This window comes from Pseudomonas sp. D47, from assembly GCF_045447305.1.
Taxonomy (GTDB): domain Bacteria; phylum Pseudomonadota; class Gammaproteobacteria; order Pseudomonadales; family Pseudomonadaceae; genus Aquipseudomonas.
This window is the reverse complement of the sequence record NZ_JBJGXU010000014.1, coordinates 1-17,314: the sequence shown is the minus strand read 5'-3', so window position 1 is coordinate 17,314 and position 17,314 is coordinate 1. Positions and strand designations below refer to the sequence as shown.

The 17,314-nt window shown below is 61.8% G+C and carries 18 protein-coding genes; 10 read left to right on the top strand and 8 right to left on the bottom strand.

The genetic code is table 11. The annotated features are described in order from the left end of the window. Positions 1-76 precede the first annotated feature (76 nt). Positions 77-652: a TetR/AcrR family transcriptional regulator gene (locus tag ACI77I_RS12145; protein WP_406997637.1), complete on the top strand. Its 576-nt coding sequence runs from the start codon at positions 77-79 to the stop codon at positions 650-652. 6 nt (positions 653-658) lie between these two features. Here ACI77I_RS12145 and ACI77I_RS12140 read toward each other — a convergent pair whose 3' ends face one another. The 3 genes from ACI77I_RS12140 to ACI77I_RS12130 all read right to left on the bottom strand — a co-directional run bounded on the left by ACI77I_RS12140 (position 659) and on the right by ACI77I_RS12130 (position 3,574). Further along, the gene (locus ACI77I_RS12140) at positions 659-2,014 is read right to left on the bottom strand and encodes an MATE family efflux transporter (RefSeq protein ID WP_094952027.1); all 1,356 of its coding nucleotides are present in this window, start codon (positions 2,012-2,014) and stop codon (positions 659-661) included. A 25-nt stretch (positions 2,015-2,039) separates the two neighbouring features. Further along, positions 2,040-2,612 carry a DUF2239 family protein gene (locus ACI77I_RS12135; RefSeq protein ID WP_406997635.1) on the bottom strand — a complete coding sequence of 191 codons (573 nt, stop codon included), beginning with the start codon at positions 2,610-2,612 and terminating at the stop codon, positions 2,040-2,042. 131 nt (positions 2,613-2,743) lie between these two features. After that, positions 2,744-3,574 carry an IclR family transcriptional regulator gene (locus ACI77I_RS12130; protein WP_242150337.1) on the bottom strand — a complete coding sequence of 277 codons (831 nt, stop codon included), beginning with the start codon at positions 3,572-3,574 and terminating at the stop codon, positions 2,744-2,746. 240 nt (positions 3,575-3,814) lie between these two features. Between ACI77I_RS12130 and ACI77I_RS12125 the strand changes: the two genes are divergently transcribed. From ACI77I_RS12125 to ACI77I_RS12095, 7 genes are read left to right on the top strand one after another with little or no spacing between them, the layout of a single operon-like run. Then, a complete protein-coding gene (locus ACI77I_RS12125) occupies positions 3,815-4,843 on the top strand; it encodes an ABC transporter ATP-binding protein (RefSeq protein ID WP_406997634.1) in 1,029 nt (342 codons plus the stop codon). Next, a complete protein-coding gene (locus ACI77I_RS12120; RefSeq protein ID WP_242150340.1) occupies positions 4,840-5,685 on the top strand; it encodes an ABC transporter permease in 846 nt (281 codons plus the stop codon). The genes ACI77I_RS12125 and ACI77I_RS12120 overlap by 4 nt, the downstream gene beginning before the upstream one ends. Positions 5,686-5,689: 4 nt before the next feature. Then, a complete protein-coding gene (locus tag ACI77I_RS12115; protein ID WP_406997632.1) occupies positions 5,690-6,484 on the top strand; it encodes an ABC transporter permease in 795 nt (264 codons plus the stop codon). Continuing rightward, entirely contained in the window at positions 6,484-6,774 is a 291-nt protein-coding gene (locus ACI77I_RS12110) for a (2Fe-2S)-binding protein (protein ID WP_094952033.1), read from the top strand. The genes ACI77I_RS12115 and ACI77I_RS12110 overlap by 1 nt, the downstream gene beginning before the upstream one ends. Further along, entirely contained in the window at positions 6,771-8,114 is a 1,344-nt protein-coding gene (locus tag ACI77I_RS12105) for an FAD-dependent oxidoreductase (RefSeq protein ID WP_406997630.1), read from the top strand. The genes ACI77I_RS12110 and ACI77I_RS12105 overlap by 4 nt, the downstream gene beginning before the upstream one ends. Further along, on the top strand, positions 8,111-9,208 hold the full coding sequence (locus ACI77I_RS12100; protein ID WP_406997628.1) for an NAD(P)/FAD-dependent oxidoreductase: 1,098 nt from the start codon (positions 8,111-8,113) through the stop codon (positions 9,206-9,208). The genes ACI77I_RS12105 and ACI77I_RS12100 overlap by 4 nt, the downstream gene beginning before the upstream one ends. 13 nt (positions 9,209-9,221) lie before the next feature. Then, the gene (locus ACI77I_RS12095) at positions 9,222-10,253 is read left to right on the top strand and encodes an ABC transporter substrate-binding protein (RefSeq protein ID WP_094952036.1); all 1,032 of its coding nucleotides are present in this window, start codon (positions 9,222-9,224) and stop codon (positions 10,251-10,253) included. Positions 10,254-10,305: 52 nt separating this feature from the next. Here the strand turns inward: ACI77I_RS12095 and ACI77I_RS12090 are convergent, their stop codons facing one another. Continuing rightward, complete coding sequence (locus ACI77I_RS12090) at positions 10,306-11,295, bottom strand: MBL fold metallo-hydrolase (RefSeq protein WP_406997627.1); 990 nt, start codon at positions 11,293-11,295, stop codon at positions 10,306-10,308. A 23-nt stretch (positions 11,296-11,318) separates the two neighbouring features. Further along, a complete protein-coding gene (locus ACI77I_RS12085; protein ID WP_406997625.1) occupies positions 11,319-12,434 on the bottom strand; it encodes an NADH:flavin oxidoreductase in 1,116 nt (371 codons plus the stop codon). A gap of 117 nt (positions 12,435-12,551) precedes the next feature. Between ACI77I_RS12085 and ACI77I_RS12080 the strand changes: the two genes are divergently transcribed. Next, the gene (locus ACI77I_RS12080) at positions 12,552-13,442 is read left to right on the top strand and encodes a LysR family transcriptional regulator (RefSeq protein ID WP_406997624.1); all 891 of its coding nucleotides are present in this window, start codon (positions 12,552-12,554) and stop codon (positions 13,440-13,442) included. A 1-nt stretch (position 13,443) separates the two neighbouring features. Here ACI77I_RS12080 and nadE read toward each other — a convergent pair whose 3' ends face one another. From nadE to ACI77I_RS12065, 3 genes are all read right to left on the bottom strand, one after another. Further along, positions 13,444-14,253 (bottom strand): ammonia-dependent NAD(+) synthetase, encoded by an 810-nt coding sequence (nadE, locus tag ACI77I_RS12075; RefSeq protein WP_242150363.1) that lies wholly within the window; start codon positions 14,251-14,253, stop codon positions 13,444-13,446. A gap of 75 nt (positions 14,254-14,328) precedes the next feature. Next, on the bottom strand, positions 14,329-15,567 hold the full coding sequence (gene pncB, locus ACI77I_RS12070; protein ID WP_263273296.1) for a nicotinate phosphoribosyltransferase: 1,239 nt from the start codon (positions 15,565-15,567) through the stop codon (positions 14,329-14,331). Between the two features lie 11 nt (positions 15,568-15,578). Further along, positions 15,579-16,226 carry a nicotinamidase gene (locus tag ACI77I_RS12065; protein ID WP_406997623.1) on the bottom strand — a complete coding sequence of 216 codons (648 nt, stop codon included), beginning with the start codon at positions 16,224-16,226 and terminating at the stop codon, positions 15,579-15,581. Positions 16,227-16,372: 146 nt separating this feature from the next. On the opposite strand from ACI77I_RS12065, the gene ACI77I_RS12060 reads away from it, so the two are divergent. Further along, complete coding sequence (locus tag ACI77I_RS12060; RefSeq protein WP_263273298.1) at positions 16,373-17,065, top strand: NUDIX hydrolase; 693 nt, start codon at positions 16,373-16,375, stop codon at positions 17,063-17,065. Positions 17,066-17,314: the final 249 nt, after the last annotated feature.

The window sequence follows — 17,314 nt, the reverse complement described above, 5'->3', positions numbered from 1 at the left end:
GGTGCGTATGTGGCAAATCATGCGTAACATACGCAGCGTATGTCAATCACTCAAACACTCATCGCGAGCCTTACCTATGAGCCGAGCCCGTGCCGAAATGATCGAAGACACCCGCGCCCGGCTGATCGCCAGCGCCCGCCAGGCCTTCGCCACGCAGGGCTATGCCAACACGTCGATGGACGACTTTACCGCACGCGCCGGCCTGACCCGTGGGGCGTTGTACCACCACTTTGGTGACAAGAAAGGCCTGTTAGCGGCGGTGGTTGCCCAGCTCGACAGCGAAATGGACGCGCGCTTGCAGCTCATCAGCGATCAGGCCCAGGACCCTTGGGACGGCTTTTGTGAACGCTGCCGCACCTATTTGCGCATGGCGCAGGACCCGGAAATCCAACGCATTGTGTTGCAGGATGCGCTAGCCGTGCTCGGCGATACAGGCGCTCAACAACACTGTGTAGAGTCACTACGCCAACTGCTTGAGGGCTTGATGCAGGCGGGTACCATCGCGCAAGGCCCCAGCGTTGCGCTGGCGCAGTTGATCAATGGCAGCTTGGTCAACACCGCGCTGTGGATCGCCCGGGATGAGCACCCGGGCGCGCGGCTGGAAGAAGGCTTGCAGGGCCTGGAGCTACTGCTGCGCGGCTTGAAGCAATAAGCCCCGCTACACCAACCGTACGATCTGCTTATGCCGCCACACCAATCGGTAGTAAGCGGTCTGCAGCGCCAGCATCGCCAGGTAGGTCACCGGAAACGCCATCCACACGCCTTCAAGGCCAAAGTGCGCGTTGAGCATGTACGCCATCGGCAGTTCAACACACAGCACGCAGAAAATAGAGATCGCCACCGGCATCAGCACCACGCCGCTGGCGCGCATGATCCCGCCCACCACCGCCTGGAAGCCGAACACCAGGATGCTCCACAACATGATGTGCAGCAGGTGCTCGGCATTGAGCCGCGCCGCGTCGTCGGTGATGAACAGCCCCAGCAGCCAGTGCGACAGCAGGTAGCCGAGCACGATCAAGCCACCGGTGAGGCAGGTGTTGATCAGCAAGCCCGTACGCAGGATCGGCCCGATCCGCTCCAGGCGCCCGGCGCCAATCGCCTGGGCCCCGAGAATCGACGCAGTGATCGCAATCGACAACGCCGGGAACTGCACGTAATTAACGATCTGCGTCACCGCGCCATACGCCGCCGTGGCTTGGGAGCCGTGGCTGTTGACCAAGGCGAGGATGACCAATTCCGACAACGACAGCACCACCATCTGCAAGCCGGTCGGCAGGCCGATGCGCAGCACTTTGCCGAGGATCGCCCGGTCCAGGCGCAAGGCGGCGAGCAGTTCGCGGTCCGGCGCCATCACGTGTTTTTTGTGGCGCAGGCGCACTATCAGAAACAGCATCGCCGAGGCGTTGCCGACCAAACCTGCGTACACCGCACTCTGGATGCCCATGGGCGGCAGGCCGATCCAGCCGCGAATCAGCGCCGGGGTCAGCAACAGGCCGACCAGGGTCGAGACCATCAGCGCCAGCAGCGGCGAAACTGTGTCACTGACGCCACGCAGCAACTGGGTGTAGAGGATGAAGACCAGCAGCAGCGGCATGATCAGCATCATCATCTGGGCATAGCCCACGGCATCGTCGAGAACGTCAATCGGTGTACCCAACGCCTGCAGCGCCGGGCGCGCGAACAGGCCGCCGAGCACGGCCGCGATCAACCCCACCAACGCGCCCAAGGTCAACGTCGCACCGGTGATCGCCTTGACTAATCCGGTTTCCTGGGCGCCCCAGGCCTGGCCGATCAGTACCGAAGCACCCGCCCCCAGGCCGATCACCAAAGCGATAAAGAAAAACACGATCGGGAACATCCCCGACACCGCCGCCAGCGCCTGGGTGCCGAGCATTTGCCCGACGTAGATGCCGTTAAGGGTGCCGGAAAAGCTTTGCAGGAAATTGGACAGCACCATCGGTGCCAGAAAGATCAGGTAGATCTGCCACAACGGCCGTTGTTGGGTGACTGGCATGGTGGTTCGAGTCCCGGAATTATTGTTAGACGGGGAACGCATTACGCGACAACCAGGCCAGGTACGTCTGCACCTCGTTAGGCCAATGCGCGATCTTGTTGGCGAAGGCCGCCGCATCCTCAGCGAACAGTGCCCGCGAGGCGTCTTCAAAACCTTGCAGGTTGCCGCCAATGGCACTCATGAAACGATAGCTGGCTTCCTTGGCCTGGCGCGCCTGATCACGTGCGGCATTGGCATTGCGTGCTTCATCCACCAGCCGGCGCAAGGCTGCCGAGGCGCCGCCGCGTTGTTGGCCCAGCCATTCCCAGTGGCGCGGCAGCAGAGTGACTTCGCGCGCGATCACGCCCAGCTTTGGGCGCCCAACCGAGGGGACCGAGGGAGGCTCGTCATCGCTTGACGCCTGCGCAGGTTGCTCAGGCGCATAACCACTGGGCCAGGGGTAATCGACTTGGGTGCCGGTGGCGTCATCAAAGACCAGGAAGGTGCCCGCCGGCAGGTCCAGACCTGCCAGGGTATCGGCCACGTCCGAATAGGTACCGGCCGCCACGCGTTGGTGGCGGAAGAAGACAGTGCACTGAGGAGCGTTTAGCGTCGGCATGATTTATTACCCGGGTGTTATTTGTTTTACCCGGGTTATATTAGCCATTATCTGGCAGCATGCAAGGTTATTGTGGTGAAACCTCTAAAGGCCGCCACCTATGAACCTGTGGGAGCTGGCAGGCAGATAAGTTACCCCCCGAAGGTTTGTGAAGGCCTGCGCAACGTTGGATCAAACGGATTAATCCTAGGCCCAATCGCCGCGGCCTCGCGTTTGAGCAACTCCACCACCATCGGCAACCGGCTCGGCCCCAAGCGGTCACTGATGGTCGCCACACTCAACGCCGCCACCGCATGGCCATCCCGATTGAGAATAGGCACCGCCAGCCCGGCCATGCCTTCCAGCACGCCGGTGTTACGCGCTGCGTACCCCAGGTTACGCACGCTCTCCACTTCCGAACGCAGCAGCACTTCGTCATACAAGTGAAAATCCTTGAGCCGAGGCAAGTTGTAGCGGATCACCGTCTCACGCTCCTCCTCCGGCAAAAACGCCAGAATCGCCAGGCTGCCCTGCCCCACACCCAACGCGACACGCCCACCGATATCGCCGGTAAACGTGCGGATTGGATACGGTCCCTCGCTGCGGTCCAGGCAGATCGCATCAAAGCCGCTGCGCGCCAACAGGAACAACGAATCGCCCAATGAAGCACTCAGGCGCAACATGCTCGGCCGCACCAGGTCGCGCAGGTTGCCGGTCTTGCCCGCATTCGCCGCCAGTGCGAAGAACTCCAGGCTCAGGCGATAGCGCTTGCTGCGTGCGTCCTGCTCGACCATGCCTTCGTCCATCAGGCTGCGTAACAGGCGGTGAGTGGTGGGCTGGGACAGGCCGACCTGTTGCGCAAGTTGGGTGACCCGTTCGCCGCCCTCGGGCACTTCACCCAGGGTTCGCAGCAGCGCGAACAAACGAGACACGCTGCCCGCCCCGACTTCTTTACCGCCATCATTTCGCTCAGTGGAATCCATAACACCCAATCTCTTTGTAAATTCCGGTGAGTGAATAAATCTTAAAATACTTACTCATTCAGTGAAATTCCATCTTTCGCCCATCCTAGTCTTCGTCCTAATCTGCGTCCACAGGGGCGAAATGAACAACAAATGGCAGCCGACTCGAGATCGAGCGCCAACGCACCCGCAACACCCTTTCGCATCTGCCCAAAACAAAAAAGCGCGTTTCGACGCGACTCAAAAAGGTGGAACGCAGACATGGCATTTCTCCAACTCAACGCCTTGAGCAAACGCTACGGCGCCGTCGATGCGGTGGTCGCCACTGACCTTGCGGTAGAAAAAGGCGAGTTCGTTTCCCTGCTCGGCCCCTCGGGCTGCGGCAAGACCACCACCCTGCAAATGATCGCCGGCTTCGTCGACGTGAGCGGCGGGCAGATCCTGCTCGACGGGCGCGACATCACCCACGCCAAACCCGCCAGCCGTGGCCTGGGCGTGGTGTTCCAGAGCTACGCGCTGTTCCCGCACATGACTGTGCGCGACAACGTCGCCTTCGGTTTGAAGATGCGCAAAGTGCCGGCCGCCGAGATCGCCAGTAAAGTCAAAACCGTGCTGGACCTGGTGCACCTGGCCCCACACGCCGAGCGTTACCCGCGTGAGCTGTCCGGCGGCCAGCGCCAGCGTGTGGCCTTGGCTCGCGCGCTGGTGATCGAACCGCCGGTGTTGCTGCTGGATGAACCGCTGTCGAACCTCGACGCCAACCTGCGTGAAGAAATGCAGTTTGAAATCCGCCGCATCCAGTGCGCCGTGGGCATCACCACCTTGATGGTCACCCACGACCAGGCCGAAGCCTTGTCCATCAGCGACCGCGTGGTGGTGATGCAGGCCGGGCGCGTGACCCAGATCGACGCGCCTTACAAACTCTACGAACACCCGCGCACGCGCTTCATTTCGGACTTCGTCGGCAAAGCCAACCTGCTGCCGGGCGACTACGACGAATTCGGCGCCCCGCAAGTGCGCCACGCCAGCGGCGACGGCGAGCTGACCCTGAGCCTGCGCCCGGAAAAAATCACCTTGGTGGACGCCGGCAGCGGGCGCGTGCAAGGCAAGGTCCTGGACAGCTACTTCTTCGGCAGCCAGTGGCTGTACCGCATCCACACCACCCTAGGCGAAATCACCGTGGTGCGCAGCAATGACGGCAGCGCGCCGCTCGGTTGCGGCGCTGCCGTGGGCCTGGACTGGCACGCCGGCTTGCTGCGCGTGTTGGCGGTGGATGAGGTGCGCGCATGAGTCGGGGTTATCTGTTGTCGTTGCCGGCCCTGGCGCTGTTTACCGGGCTGTTGATTCTGCCGCTGGTAATGACCCTGGTGCTGTCGTTCAACGTGTTCGACTACCAAGTGGGCGTGAAGGCGGATGAATGGACCTTGGCGCATTACCTGTCGCTGTTCAGTGATTCTTACTTCTACGAGATCTTCTGGCGCACCTTCTGGATCAGCGCGCTGGTGACCTTGCTGTGCGTGGTGATCGGCGTGCCCGAGGCCTACATCCTCAGCCGCATGGGCACGCCGTGGCGCTCGATCTTCCTGATTCTGATCCTCACGCCGCTGTTGATTTCGGTGGTGGTGCGCGCCTTTGGCTGGAGCCTGCTGCTTGGCGCCGACGGGCTGGTCAACCAAGTGATCCAGGCCCTCGGCGGGCGTCCGGTAAAACTGTTGTACACGCCGTTTGCGGTGATCATCGCGCTGGTGCACGTGATGCTGCCGTTCATGATTATTCCGGTGTGGACCTCGCTGCAAAAGCTCGACCCGTCGGCAGAACAGGCGGCGCTGTCGCTGGGCGCGAGCCAGGCCACGGTGATGCGCAAGATCGTGTTGCCGCAAGTCATGCCTGGCGTGTTATCCGGCACCTTGATTGTGTTCGGCCTGGCCGCCAGCTCGTTTGCGATCCCCGGCCTGCTCGGCGGGCGCCGCCTGAAAATGGTCGCCACGGTGGTGTACGACCAGTACCTCTCGGAACTCAACTGGCCCATGGGCGCGACCATCGCGGTGGTGCTGCTGTTGGTCAACCTGCTGATCATGCTGAGCTGGAACCGCATGGTCGAAAGCCGCTACAAAAAGTCCCTGGGGGTTTAAGCGCATGTCCAGAAACGGTCCTTTGGCCCTCGGCTTTCATGGTTTGGTGGTGCTGTTCATGATGGCGCCGCTGGTGGTGGTGTGCCTGGTGGCCTTCACCCCGGAAAACACCTTGAGCCTGCCCACCTCAGGCTTCTCCCTGCGCTGGTTTCGTGCAGTATTCGAGCGTGCCGACTTTATCCAGGCGTTCTATAACAGCCTGATCCTGGCGTTTACCGCCGCCACGTTGGCGACACTGATCGCAGTGCCGGCGGCCCTGGCGATCAGCCGGTATCAATTCCCCGGGCGCAACTTTTTCAGTGCGTTGTTCCTGTCGCCGATCATCATCCCGCACCTGGTGCTGGGTGTGGCGATGCTGCGTTTGTTTGCGCTGATGGGCGTGAATGGCAGCTTTATCTGGCTGATGCTCGCCCACGTGGTGATCATCACCCCGTACGTGCTGCGCCTCATATTAGCGGCGGCGATTGGCATTGACCGCAGTGCCGAACAAGCGGCGGAGTCGCTGGGTGCCAGCCGCTTTACGCTGTTTCGCCAGATCACCTTGCCGATGATTTTGCCCGGTGTGGCTGGCGGCTGGTTGCTGGCGTTCATCAACAGTTTCGATGAAGTGACCCTGTCGATCTTCGTCAGCTCGCCGGCCACGCAAACCCTGCCGGTGCGTATGTACGTGTACGCCACCGAGTCCATCGACCCGATGATGGCGGCGGTGTCGGCGCTGGTGATTGCGCTGACCGCAGCCACCATGATTCTGCTCGACCGGGTCTACGGCCTGGACCGCGTGCTGGTGGGGAAACATTGATGGCGCTGTTCAAACGACTGGCCGAAACCCAGCGCCCCGCCCTGGCCTTCACCCTCGACGGCCAACCGGCCACCGGCTTGCTCGGCGACACCGTGCTGACCGCCGTACTGACCTGCGCCGAGCACCTGCGCGGCAGCGATTTCAGCGCCGAACGCCGCGCCGGTTTCTGCCTGATGGGCGCTTGCCAGGACTGCTGGGTACGGCTTGAAGATGGGCGCCGCGTGCGGGCCTGCTCGACGCTATTAGAAGAAGGCCAGGCAATCAGCCGTGACCCGGGGCGCCAAGCATGAAGCCAATCGTGATCGTGGGCGCAGGCCCGGCAGGAATCAGCGCGGCGCGCACCCTGCTCGACCATGGCATCAAGCCGTGCCTGGTGGATGAAAGCCTGCGTGGCGGCGGGCAGATTTACCGGCGCCAACCGGCCAACTTCCAGCGCTCGGCCAAACAACTGTATGGCTTTGAGGCCAGCAAGGCCGAGGCCGTGCACCGCACAATGGATGCGCTCGCGCCTTTGATCGACTACCGGCCCGAAACCCTGGTGTGGAACGCCGAGGACGGTCGCCTGGACATGTTGAACAACGGCCGCGCCGAGAGCCTCGACTACGCGCAGATCATCGTCGCCACCGGCGCCACCGACCGCATCCTGCCGGTGCCGGGCTGGACCTTGCCGGGTGTCTACAGCCTGGGCGCGGCGCAAATCGCCTTGAAGTATCAGGGCTGCGCCATCGGTGAGCGCGTGGCGTTTTGCGGCAGCGGGCCGTTGCTGTATCTGGTGGCTTACCAATACGCCAAGGCTGGAGCCGAGGTGGTCGCGGTACTCGACAGCGCCCCGTTCAGCGCCCAATGCCGCGCCTTGCCTGCATTGCTGGGACAACCTGCGACCTTGGCCAAAGGTGTGTATTACCGCGCCTGGCTGACGGCCCACGGGGTTCCCGTGCATCAGGGCGCAACGCTGACGCAGATCGACGGCGAGCAACGGGTCAAGGGCATTCGTTGGGGCGAGCACACAGTGCACTGCGATGCCGTGGCCTTCGCCCATGCCTTGCGCAGCGAAACGCAACTGGCGGATTTGCTTGGCTGTGAATTTGCCTGGAACAGCTTGAACCGCGCCTGGTTGCCGGAGCGCGACAGCGCCGGACGCAGCAGCGTCAATGCCGTTTACTTAGCCGGCGACGGTGCCGGGATCATGGGCGCGGATGCCGCGCAGATCGCCGGTGAGCGCGCGGCGCTGACGGTGCTGGAGGATTGCGGCATTGCTATCGACCAGCGCCGCGCGGCGGTGCTGGAGCAAAAACTGGCAGGCATCCAGCGCTTTCGCCATGGCCTGGAAACCGCCTTCCCTTTTCCTGAACAGTGGGCCGCGCAGGCGCCGGATGAGCTGATGCTGTGCCGCTGCGAAGAAGTCAGCGTCGGCGAGGTGCGCGCGGTGGTGGATGAAGGTCACTGGGAGATCAATCGGGTCAAAGCCCATTGCCGGGCCGGCATGGGCCGCTGCCAGGGCCGTATGTGCGGGCTGGCGGCAGCGGAAATCGTGGCCGAACGCAGTGGGCGGGGGATTGAACACGTCGGCCGCCTGCGTGGCCAGGCACCGATCAAGCCGCTGCCGTTTGGTGTAGAGGTGCAGCCATGATCGACGTGATCGTACTGGGCGGCGGCATCGTCGGCGCTTCGGCAGCCTTGATGCTGGCGCAGAAAGGCCAGCGCGTGGCCTTGGTGGAGCGGGACTTTTGTGGCTCGCATTCCAGTGGCGTCAACTACGGTGGCGTGCGCCGTCAGGGGCGGCCGTTGCATCAGTTGCCATTGTCGCAGCGCGCTCATCAGCTGTGGGCCGACTTGCCGGGGTTGATCGGCATCGACGGTGAGTACGTGCGCTCCGGGCATTTGAAGCTGGCGCGCAGTCATGCGGATTTTGCCGCGTTGCAAGCCTATGCCGAGCAAACCCGTGGCTTTGGTCTGGGTTTGCAACTGTTGGGCTACGCCCAATTACGTGCACGGTTCCCTTGGGTGGGCGATATCGCAGTCGGCGCTTCGCTGTGCCCCGAAGACGGCCACGCCAACCCACGCCTGGTCTCGCCCGCCTTCGCCCGTGCAGCGCGGCGACTCGGCGCCTCGGTCTACGAGCAGGCCGACGTGATTCGCATCGAGCATGACAGCCGCCAATTCCACGTGCACTGCGCCAACGGCCTGCACCTGCACGCGCCGTGGCTGCTCAACTGCGCAGGTGCCTGGGCCGGCACCGTCGCCGCACAGTTTGGCGAACCCGTGCCGATGACTGCCGCGCACCCGGCGATGCTGGTGACCGAGCCGCTGCCGGTGGTGATGAACGTCAGCACGGGCGTTGAAGGCGGCGGGATTTATGCGCGCCAAGTCGCCCGTGGCAATTGCATCCTGGGCGGCGGCCGTGGCTTTGCCCTTGGCCCGCTGACAGCGCGTCCAGGGCACACGGCGGTGCTGGAGATTCTGCGCAACGCCGGCGAGTTGTACCCGTTTCTCAAAGGTGCCCAGGCCATTCGCACCTGGAGCGGCACCGAAGGTTACCTGCCCGATCATGAACCGGTGATCGGCCCCAGCAGCACCCAACCTGGCCTGCTCCACGGTTTCGGCTTTGCCGGTGCCGGGTTCCAGCTCGGCCCCGCGGTCGGTGAAGCCCTGGCAGAGATCGTCTGCAGCGGGGCCAGCCGCTGCCCCATCGAAGCGTTTTCCATCCGTCGTTTCCAAGCCTGAGAGGAAAAACCCCATGCACACACGTATCGCGTTGTCCTGCTTGACCCTCGCGTTGCTCGCGACCACCGCCCATGCCGCGCCGACGCTGTACCTGGGCATGAACGGCGGCACCATGGAGCGGGTGTACGCCGACAAGGTGCTGCCCGCGTTCGAAAAGGCCAATAACGTCAAGGTGGTAATCGTGCCCGGCACCTCGTCGGACATCCTCGCCAAGGTCCAGGCCAACAAAGACAACCCACAGATGCACGTGATGTTTCTGGACGACGGCATCATGTACCGCGCCATCTCCATGGGCCTGTGCGACAAACTCGCGCCCAGCGCGCCCCTGGAGCAGATCCCGGCCAAGGCGAAGATCAAGGATGAAGCCGTGGCCGTGACCCTGGGCGTCACCGGCCTGGGTTACAACGCCAAGATGTTCAAGGAAAAAGGCTGGGCCGCGCCTACCTCGTGGATGGACCTGGCCGACCCCCGATTCAAAGACAAGGTGGTGTTCCAATCCCTGGCCTCCTCCACCTTTGGCCTGCACGGCTTTTTGATGTTCAACCGAATCCAGGGCGGCTCTGAAACAGACGTGGAGCCGGGCTTCAAGGCCTGGCCAAAAACCATCGGCCCCAACGTACTGGAATACATCGCCAGCTCGGCGAAGATCTCCGAAATGGTGCAAACCGACGAAGCCGCAATCTTCCCTCTCACCCCGACCCAGGTCACCACGCAAAAACTGCTCGGCATCCCGATGGAATATGCGCAACCCAAGGAAGGCGCAGTGGTGCTGAACGTGGCCGAGTGTGTGATTGCGCGTAATGACCAGCCGGAACTGGCGCAAAAGCTCGCAGCGTTTTTGCTGACCGCGCAAGCCCAGGCGCCGGCGCTGGAAGAAGGCGACCAGATCCCGTCGAACCCGACCACGCCCACCACCGACAAAACCCGCGCGCGGGTGGAGGCGATGCAAGGTTACTTGCAGACGGCGATTTCGATTGATTGGGATCAGGTCAACCAGGCGCGGCCGGAGTGGAATGCGCGCTGGAGTCGCTCGATTGAGCGGTAGTTGGACCTAAAAGACCGAGCCTTCCACCGCAAGGAAGACTCGCAACGCTTCGCTATTTACCCGCCTTCTGCACGGGCACATTGACCGGCGCACACGCGGGGTACACCCCGCAGAGCGTGAAGTCGCGATAGGCTTTTTGGGTAATCCGGCTCTGGTCACCTTGCCCGGTTCGCAGCTTGGCGGCTTCGAGCATCTCCAGCAAATGCGCACGGCCAAGCGCTAGGCCCATTTCCTGGGGCGCGTAGTGCTGGCCTTTGGGGTTATCGGCATAGGGCGCGCGCTGCTCGATGTGCGAGCCCAATACGTGGGCGACCAACCGGGTACGGGTGAAGTCGACCAACCGTTGCAGGCTGTCCTGCGTCACTTGCGGGTCGGCGTCATTGACGTAGATGCGGCCTGGGTAAACCGAGTCGCCCGTCAGCAGTACGGCGGTCTGGCGGTCATACGCGGCGATGCTAGTGGCGTCATGCCCGGGGATCGGGATGATGTCGAGCACACGACCACCCAAGTCGTAAGTGCCCACCTGCTGCGGCCACTTGGCGATGCCGAAGAAGGTTTTCAGCGCCTCAACATCGCCCGGCTTGACCAAGGTGGTGTTGGGCCGTTTGACGAACAGGGCATCGCCCCAGGTGTGGTCCGCATGCGAATGCAGGTGGGCGACCACCAGCGGCAGCGAGCGTCGGTTGTGCTTCGCCAGCCATTGGTTGATGACCTTGTCGACGGCACCGACCACATCCGGAACCCTGCCGGTGGACGGGTCCGTGTCACTGCCCGCGCCGGTATCAAACAATAAGGCGCGGTCCTCACCGAACAACAGGTACAGGAACGGTTTTTCCGCATTGACGCAGCCTGACTCGCGCAAAATGTAGAGGTTATCGTTGTAGGCGTGAACCTGAAAATCCTCACTGGTAGCCGCGCAGTTTGCTGCACCGCTGGACCATGCCAGCGGCAACTGACCCTCCTCGTACTGCACGCTCGGCAAGTGCTGAGCCGCGGTTTGCGCGGCAGACACCAGCGGTGCTGAGGCAACGGCGATCGCCATGCACGCACACTTGAGGAAGGCGTTCAAAGTGCCTCCCCAAAAGCCAGCTCGCTGCCCTTGATATTGGCAATCGGGCCCAGGATCGCCCCGTCGAACGGCCTCGGTTCGCCCCTCGATTCGAACAGCTGTGGCAAGTCCGGGTTGCTGAGGGCGCCCTTCCCCAGGGCCACCAGGTCCGCGCCGTCTTGCAACGCGCCATTGGCCCGCGTCAAGCTGTGCAAACTGCCGTTGGCAATCAGGCGCACGCCCGGCGCGTAACGCCGTGCCAGTGCCAGCAGGGAGTCTTGCCCATCGGCGAAGGCCGGCTGCCAGGCTTCGTGTTCGGTCACGTGGATAAAGTCCGCGCCAGCCTCAGCCAATGAACTGAAGATAACCTGAGCGTCTTTTTCGCCACCCGGCCACTTGTAAAAGAAGTCGTTCACTTTGCCTTGCGAAATACGGATGCCCACAGGCACCGCGCCACCGACCTCAGCCTTCACTGCTTTGACGATAGCCACCAGCAGGGTCAGGCGACGCTCCAGGCTCCCGCCCCAATCATCAGTGCGCAGGTTGGTGTGGGCGTTCAAGAACTGGTCAAGCAAATACCCGTTCGCACCGTGGATCTCAATGCCGTCAAACCCACTGATGTGCACCGCACGGGAAGCCGACTGGACAAAGCCTTGTATCACTTCGTCAATCTGCGCATCGCTGATTGGCCGGGGCTGCGGGTAGCCGCCTTCGCCGAAGTAAAAAGCCATTTGCTCACCGGCCGGCACCACGGCCGACGGCGCGACGGTATGGTCGCGGAACCGGTTGCCTTGGCTGAGGGCACCCGCGTGCATCAACTGCGCGAACATTTTTGTGCTCTGCTGTTGCAGCGCTCGCGTAATACCGGCCCACGCCAGTGCCTGCTGGTCATCGACCAGGCCTGGCTGATACCGGTAACCCTGGGAAAACGCTTGGTCGGTGTAGATGCCTTCGGAGATGACCAGGCCAAAGCCGCCTTTGGCAAACCGCAGGTAGTACTGCCGCATGGCCTCGGTGGGCACGCCGTCTTCGCTGGCGCTTACGCGGGTCATCGGTGCGACCGCCAATCGGTTGTTCAATTGCACATTTTTAATAACACATGTAGATAAGATAGCTTGATTGGAGCCGGTCATTGAGTGTTTACCTTGGGCTGTTCTGGCTAAGACTTGAATGAACTCCAGCTTACGCAGGCCACTGCGCGGATCAATCACACGCACAGTGAAGGCGCTATAACCAATACGGATATAACAATGCTGATTTCCGATGTGCGAATTTTCCTCGCTGTGCACGCAACCGGCGGCCTCTCCGCCGCGGCTCGACAGCTGGACATCGCGCCTATGCAGGTCTCGCGACGGCTGGCCGCATTGGAAGAGGAGCTTGGCGTGCGCCTGTTTCACCGCACCACACGCTCGGTGTCGTTGACGGCAGAAGGCGAAGCCCTGCTGCCCTATGCCCAAACCATGAGTGAAGCCGAAGAAAGTGCGATTGGCGAGTTCAGTCAAACCTCGGGCAAAGTCACGGGCATGTTGCGCATGAGTACGCCCAGCGTGTTCGGCCAAACCATCGTATTGGCGGTATTACCGCGCCTATTGGCGCAACACCCTGAGCTGCGGGTTGACCTGAATGTCAGCGACCGTGTGGTCGATATCGTTGCCCAAGGGTTTGACTTGGCGCTGCGCATTGCACCCTTGGTCGATTCGGAACTGGTCGCTCGCAAGGTCGCGGCCAACCCGCGCGTGATCTGCGCGGCGCCCGACTATTTGAAACGGCGCGGCACCCCACGCGTTGCCGACGACCTGGACAGCCATGACTGCCTGCTGCTGGAGGCCATCCCGCGTTGGCCGCTGGTAAAAGACGGCACGCTGTACCGCAAGCGCGTGGCCGGGCGATTGCAGACCACCAGCGTCGATGCCGTCAGAACCGCAGCACTGCGGGGTTTGGGGCTGGCGATGTTGACCTATCTGGATGTGTACACACAACTGCAAGAGGGCTCACTGATCCAAGTGCAGTTGCAGGACGTCTCCATGGAGCAGTTGGCCGTGTGGGCCATCACCCCGACCCGGCGCTTTGTGCCCCGGCGCGTGAAAGTATTTCTTGAAGCCTTGGAAGCTGAGCTGACGCAGCAAAACCAGAGCCGTTGATTCAGCGTGGGCCGATGGGCAAGGCGCGCTTGTGCGCTGTTCTGCTGTAAGCCCCTTCGACAATTCCCTTCACGCGCTCACTCACCGTTTCGCCCATCAGGTAGGCATCGATCTCGGCGTAGGTGCAGGTGTAGGCCTGCTCGTCCAACTTGCCCGGCGCCAGCTCTTCCAGGTCGGCGGTAGGTGGTTTGTGTACCAGGTTGGCCGGGGCTCCAAGCGATGCAGCCAACAGCCGCACCTGGGTTTTGGTCAGGCCCGACAACGGTGCCAGGTCGCAGGCGCCGTCACCGAATTTGGTGAAGAAGCCCATCAACGCTTCGGCGCCATGGTCGGTGCCGACCACCAGGCCGTTGTGCAAGTTGGCCACGGCGTACTGCGCGATCATCCGCGTGCGGGCCTTGACGTTGCCTTTGATGAAGTCGACCTGCGCGGCGCTGGCTTCAGTGGCAGTCAGGCTCGCCATCAAGCCGTCGACACTGGCGGCGATGTTCAGGGTATCGATGTGGTCCGGGGTGATAAAGCCCAGGGCGGCCTGGGCATCGCGCTCGTCGGCCTGGGCTTTATACGGCAGGCGCATGGCGATAAAGCGCGCGGTGTAGCCTTCGGTACGCAGTTGCTCCACGGCCAACTGGCACAGACGGCCGGCTGTCAGGGAATCCACACCGCCACTGATGCCCAGCACCAGGGCCTTGCAGCCGGCGTTGCGCAAGGTGGTCTTGATGAAGTCGATGCGCCGCTGAATCTCCTGCGGCTCGCCGCCCTTGACCAGCTCGCGGTCGATATTCAGTTCCCGCGCGATACGTTCTTGCATGTCACACCTCTTTGTTGGCTGCATTGACCTGTGGGAGCGGGCTTGCTCGCGAAGACGGAGTATCAGTCAACACAGTCAGTGCTGACCCACCGCTTTCGGGAGCAAGTCCCCTCCCACAGAAAACACCTTCGCCGCGTACTGCAAAAACGAGGCGTCTTCACAGACGTTCTTGATCGGGTCATCAGAAAACTTCACCACCGGCTCGCCGTGCACCCGCACCAGTTTCATCACGATGCTCAGCGGCTCGACACCTTCTACGTCGCACGCCAGGCTGGTGCCCATGCCGAAACCGAACTTGGCCTTGCCGCGGATGTGCCGCAGGATCGGCAGGCATTTCTCGAAGTTCAGGCCGTCGGAGAACATCAGGTCCTTGGTCATCGGGTCGATGCCCAATTCTTTGTAGCGGGCCAGGACTTTGTCGGCCCAGACGATAGGGTCACCGGAGTCCTGGCGCAGACCGTCGTAGAGCTTGGCGAAGTACAGGTCGAAGTCCTTGAGGAAAAAGTCGGTGCTGATGCAGTCGGTCAGGGCGATGCCGAGACGGCCACGGTATTCACGCACCCAGTTTTCCAACGCGGCGTTCTGGCTCTCGCGCAGGCGCCCCAGTTGCTGGTGCACCATCAGCCATTGGTGGGCCATGGTGCCGATCAGCGGCAGGTCGAACTCATAGGCCAAATGTGCGTTGCTGGTGCCGATGAACTGGCCGGGGAAATCGCGGCGCATGATATCGATAACTTCGCGCTGGGCCTTGAACGACAAGCGCCGGCGAGTCGAGAAGTCGGAAACGCGCAGGTCAGCGAGCTCGTCGCGGCTGAGGTTTTTCTCCAGCCAGTCGAACTTCTGATAGAGCTTGCGGGTAACGTCCTCCAAGGTCACGTCGGGGTATTTGTCGCGGTTGCGCAGTTCGCTGACCAGCGCCAGCACCGGCTGTTCGAACATGATGCAGTGCAGCATCGGGCCGACCACGCGGATATTCAGTTGGCCGTCGACTTCGCTGACGTGGATATAACGCAGGTTGAAGCGGAACAGGCCGAGGAAGCGTTCGTAGTCCGGGGTCAGGTATTCGCGAAAGCGTGGGTTGAACAGAAAGCGCAATTCGCCTTCACGCATCTGCAGGCTGGCGAGTTTTTCCAGCTCGTCGCGCAGCTGCGGGATCAAGTGGCCGAGCTTTTCCTTGGAGCGGACGATGAAGTTGTACTCCACGTCGACATTCGGGTGCTGGTGCAGCACCGCCTGCATCATGGTGAAGGTGTAGTAGTCGGTGTCGAGCAAGCCCTGGATCACCGGGGATTCGTAGTCGTAGGCACTTTCCATGGTGTTTCTCCTTAACGCGTGGCCATCGCGGACAGTTCTTCGCGGGTGCTGCTGATGCAGGCACCGGCCTTGAGCAACTCATTCACCGCCTGTACGCCGCCCTCCTCGCTGATACTTCGGCAGGCCGGCAGGTGCAGCACCACTTCCAGGCCAGCCTTGAGCAGTTGCAGGGCGGTGGTCTTGACGCAGTAATCCAGGGCCAGGCCACCGACGATCACGCGACGCACGCCTTGAGCGTTCAGGTACTCGATGACGCCCGTGGACAACTTGTCGTGCAGGTCGTGGTAGCAGGCGCCGTATGGGTGCAGGTCGGGTTCGACGCCTTTCCAGATGAAGTAGTCGTAGTCATACGGGGTGGGCAGTTCGTCCAGCAGGGTAAAACCCTCAGTGCCCGGCACACAGTGGCTGACCCACGTGACATCGGCGTGGGCAAGGCCGGTGGGTTGCAGCATCTCGCTATGCTGCGTGACCACCCACGGTGCATGTGGGGTGTGCGCGTCTTTGCTGCCGACACGCCGGCCGCCCAAGCTGGCCATGTAGTTGAGTTCGGCACCGATCTGGTCACCGCCCGCCACCGGCAATTCGTTGGGGCACAGTGGCGTGAAGCTCTTCTGGGCGTCGACGTCGAATGAAGCGATGGCAGTTTTCGAGAGGGTCATGGTGGTTCTCCGGTGGCCTGGAAACAAAAGTACACGTCATGTACTTTCATTGCAAGAAACATTTGGTTATCCATCCTGGAGCAGGTACATGACATATCTGTTCGATCCGTTAGACTGTGCCCCACCGCTGTTCAGAAGGATTCCACATGCCACTTAGCGCCTACCTCCACACCGTCGACCTGTGCGTGTTGTTCTACTGCCGCGCCTCGGGGGAATTGAAACTGCTGCTGAATAAGCGCGAAGCCGAGCCGTTCGCCGGGCATTGGGCATTACCGGGCGTGGTGGTGAACGGCGGCGTGCAAGATCTGAGCCTCAAGGATGCGGTGGAGCGTTTGCGGGCCAGCGACAAGGTGGGTTTTGAGCTGGCCTGGAGTGAGCAAGTGGGCACGGTGGGTGATGCGTTTCGCGACCCGCGCTGCTGGTCGTCGTCCACCTACTACCTGGCGATCGTGGCCGAAGAAGTGGTTTTGAGTGAGCATCAGGCTTGGTTTTCGCTGAATGCGGTGGCCGATGGCAGTATCAAATTGCCGTTCGATCACAACCTGATCGTGGCGGCGGTGCAGGAACGACTGTTTTCCAAATCGCTGTACAGCAACTTGCCGTTGATGTTTCTGGGGCATGAGTTCAGCGCGCCGCAAGCGACCACGATCTTTTCGCGGGTGCTGGCGCGGCCGGTGTTGAAGACCAGTATTCGTCAGCGTTTGCTGAAGCTGACTGAGGCGGGGTATTTGCGTGAAACGGGCCGCAAGAAACAAGGCGAAGGTGGCCGGCCCCAGGCGACGGTGGAGAATCTGAAGCCTGGGGAATTGTATTTCTTTGATCGCAGTTTTGCTGAGTGACTCGGTATCACCAACAATGGAGATTGAATGTGGGAGCTGGGTTGGCTGTGATAGCGGTCTGTCAGTTACAGCTTTGCGGTCTGACCCACCGCTATTGCGGCATAGGTATCTACACATCTTTTTATGGGTTGAGTTCTTTGGTTGTCGCGGGGGCGCTGGGTACATATCCGTTATTTGGGTGATGGCTGATATGGGTTCCGCTCTTACAGCGGGTCACTTTTGGAAAGGAGCCCCAAAAGTAACCAAAAG

Excerpts from the sequence above, each read along its gene's own strand:
- ACI77I_RS12145 (WP_406997637.1), top strand. The coding sequence starts at position 77 with ATGAGCCGAGCCCGTGCCGAAATGATCGAAGACACCCGCGCCCGGCTG.
- ACI77I_RS12140 (WP_094952027.1), bottom strand. The coding sequence starts at position 2,014 with ATGCCAGTCACCCAACAACGGCCGTTGTGGCAGATCTACCTGATCTTT.
- ACI77I_RS12135 (WP_406997635.1), bottom strand. The coding sequence starts at position 2,612 with ATGCCGACGCTAAACGCTCCTCAGTGCACTGTCTTCTTCCGCCACCAA.
- ACI77I_RS12130 (WP_242150337.1), bottom strand. The coding sequence starts at position 3,574 with ATGGATTCCACTGAGCGAAATGATGGCGGTAAAGAAGTCGGGGCGGGC.
- ACI77I_RS12125 (WP_406997634.1), top strand. The coding sequence starts at position 3,815 with ATGGCATTTCTCCAACTCAACGCCTTGAGCAAACGCTACGGCGCCGTC.
- ACI77I_RS12120 (WP_242150340.1), top strand. The coding sequence starts at position 4,840 with ATGAGTCGGGGTTATCTGTTGTCGTTGCCGGCCCTGGCGCTGTTTACC.
- ACI77I_RS12115 (WP_406997632.1), top strand. The coding sequence starts at position 5,690 with ATGTCCAGAAACGGTCCTTTGGCCCTCGGCTTTCATGGTTTGGTGGTG.
- ACI77I_RS12110 (WP_094952033.1), top strand. The coding sequence starts at position 6,484 with ATGGCGCTGTTCAAACGACTGGCCGAAACCCAGCGCCCCGCCCTGGCC.
- ACI77I_RS12105 (WP_406997630.1), top strand. The coding sequence starts at position 6,771 with ATGAAGCCAATCGTGATCGTGGGCGCAGGCCCGGCAGGAATCAGCGCG.
- ACI77I_RS12100 (WP_406997628.1), top strand. The coding sequence starts at position 8,111 with ATGATCGACGTGATCGTACTGGGCGGCGGCATCGTCGGCGCTTCGGCA.
- ACI77I_RS12095 (WP_094952036.1), top strand. The coding sequence starts at position 9,222 with ATGCACACACGTATCGCGTTGTCCTGCTTGACCCTCGCGTTGCTCGCG.
- ACI77I_RS12090 (WP_406997627.1), bottom strand. The coding sequence starts at position 11,295 with ATGGCGATCGCCGTTGCCTCAGCACCGCTGGTGTCTGCCGCGCAAACC.
- ACI77I_RS12085 (WP_406997625.1), bottom strand. The coding sequence starts at position 12,434 with ATGACCGGCTCCAATCAAGCTATCTTATCTACATGTGTTATTAAAAAT.
- ACI77I_RS12080 (WP_406997624.1), top strand. The coding sequence starts at position 12,552 with ATGCTGATTTCCGATGTGCGAATTTTCCTCGCTGTGCACGCAACCGGC.
- nadE (WP_242150363.1), bottom strand. The coding sequence starts at position 14,253 with ATGCAAGAACGTATCGCGCGGGAACTGAATATCGACCGCGAGCTGGTC.
- pncB (WP_263273296.1), bottom strand. The coding sequence starts at position 15,567 with ATGGAAAGTGCCTACGACTACGAATCCCCGGTGATCCAGGGCTTGCTC.
- ACI77I_RS12065 (WP_406997623.1), bottom strand. The coding sequence starts at position 16,226 with ATGACCCTCTCGAAAACTGCCATCGCTTCATTCGACGTCGACGCCCAG.
- ACI77I_RS12060 (WP_263273298.1), top strand. The coding sequence starts at position 16,373 with ATGCCACTTAGCGCCTACCTCCACACCGTCGACCTGTGCGTGTTGTTC.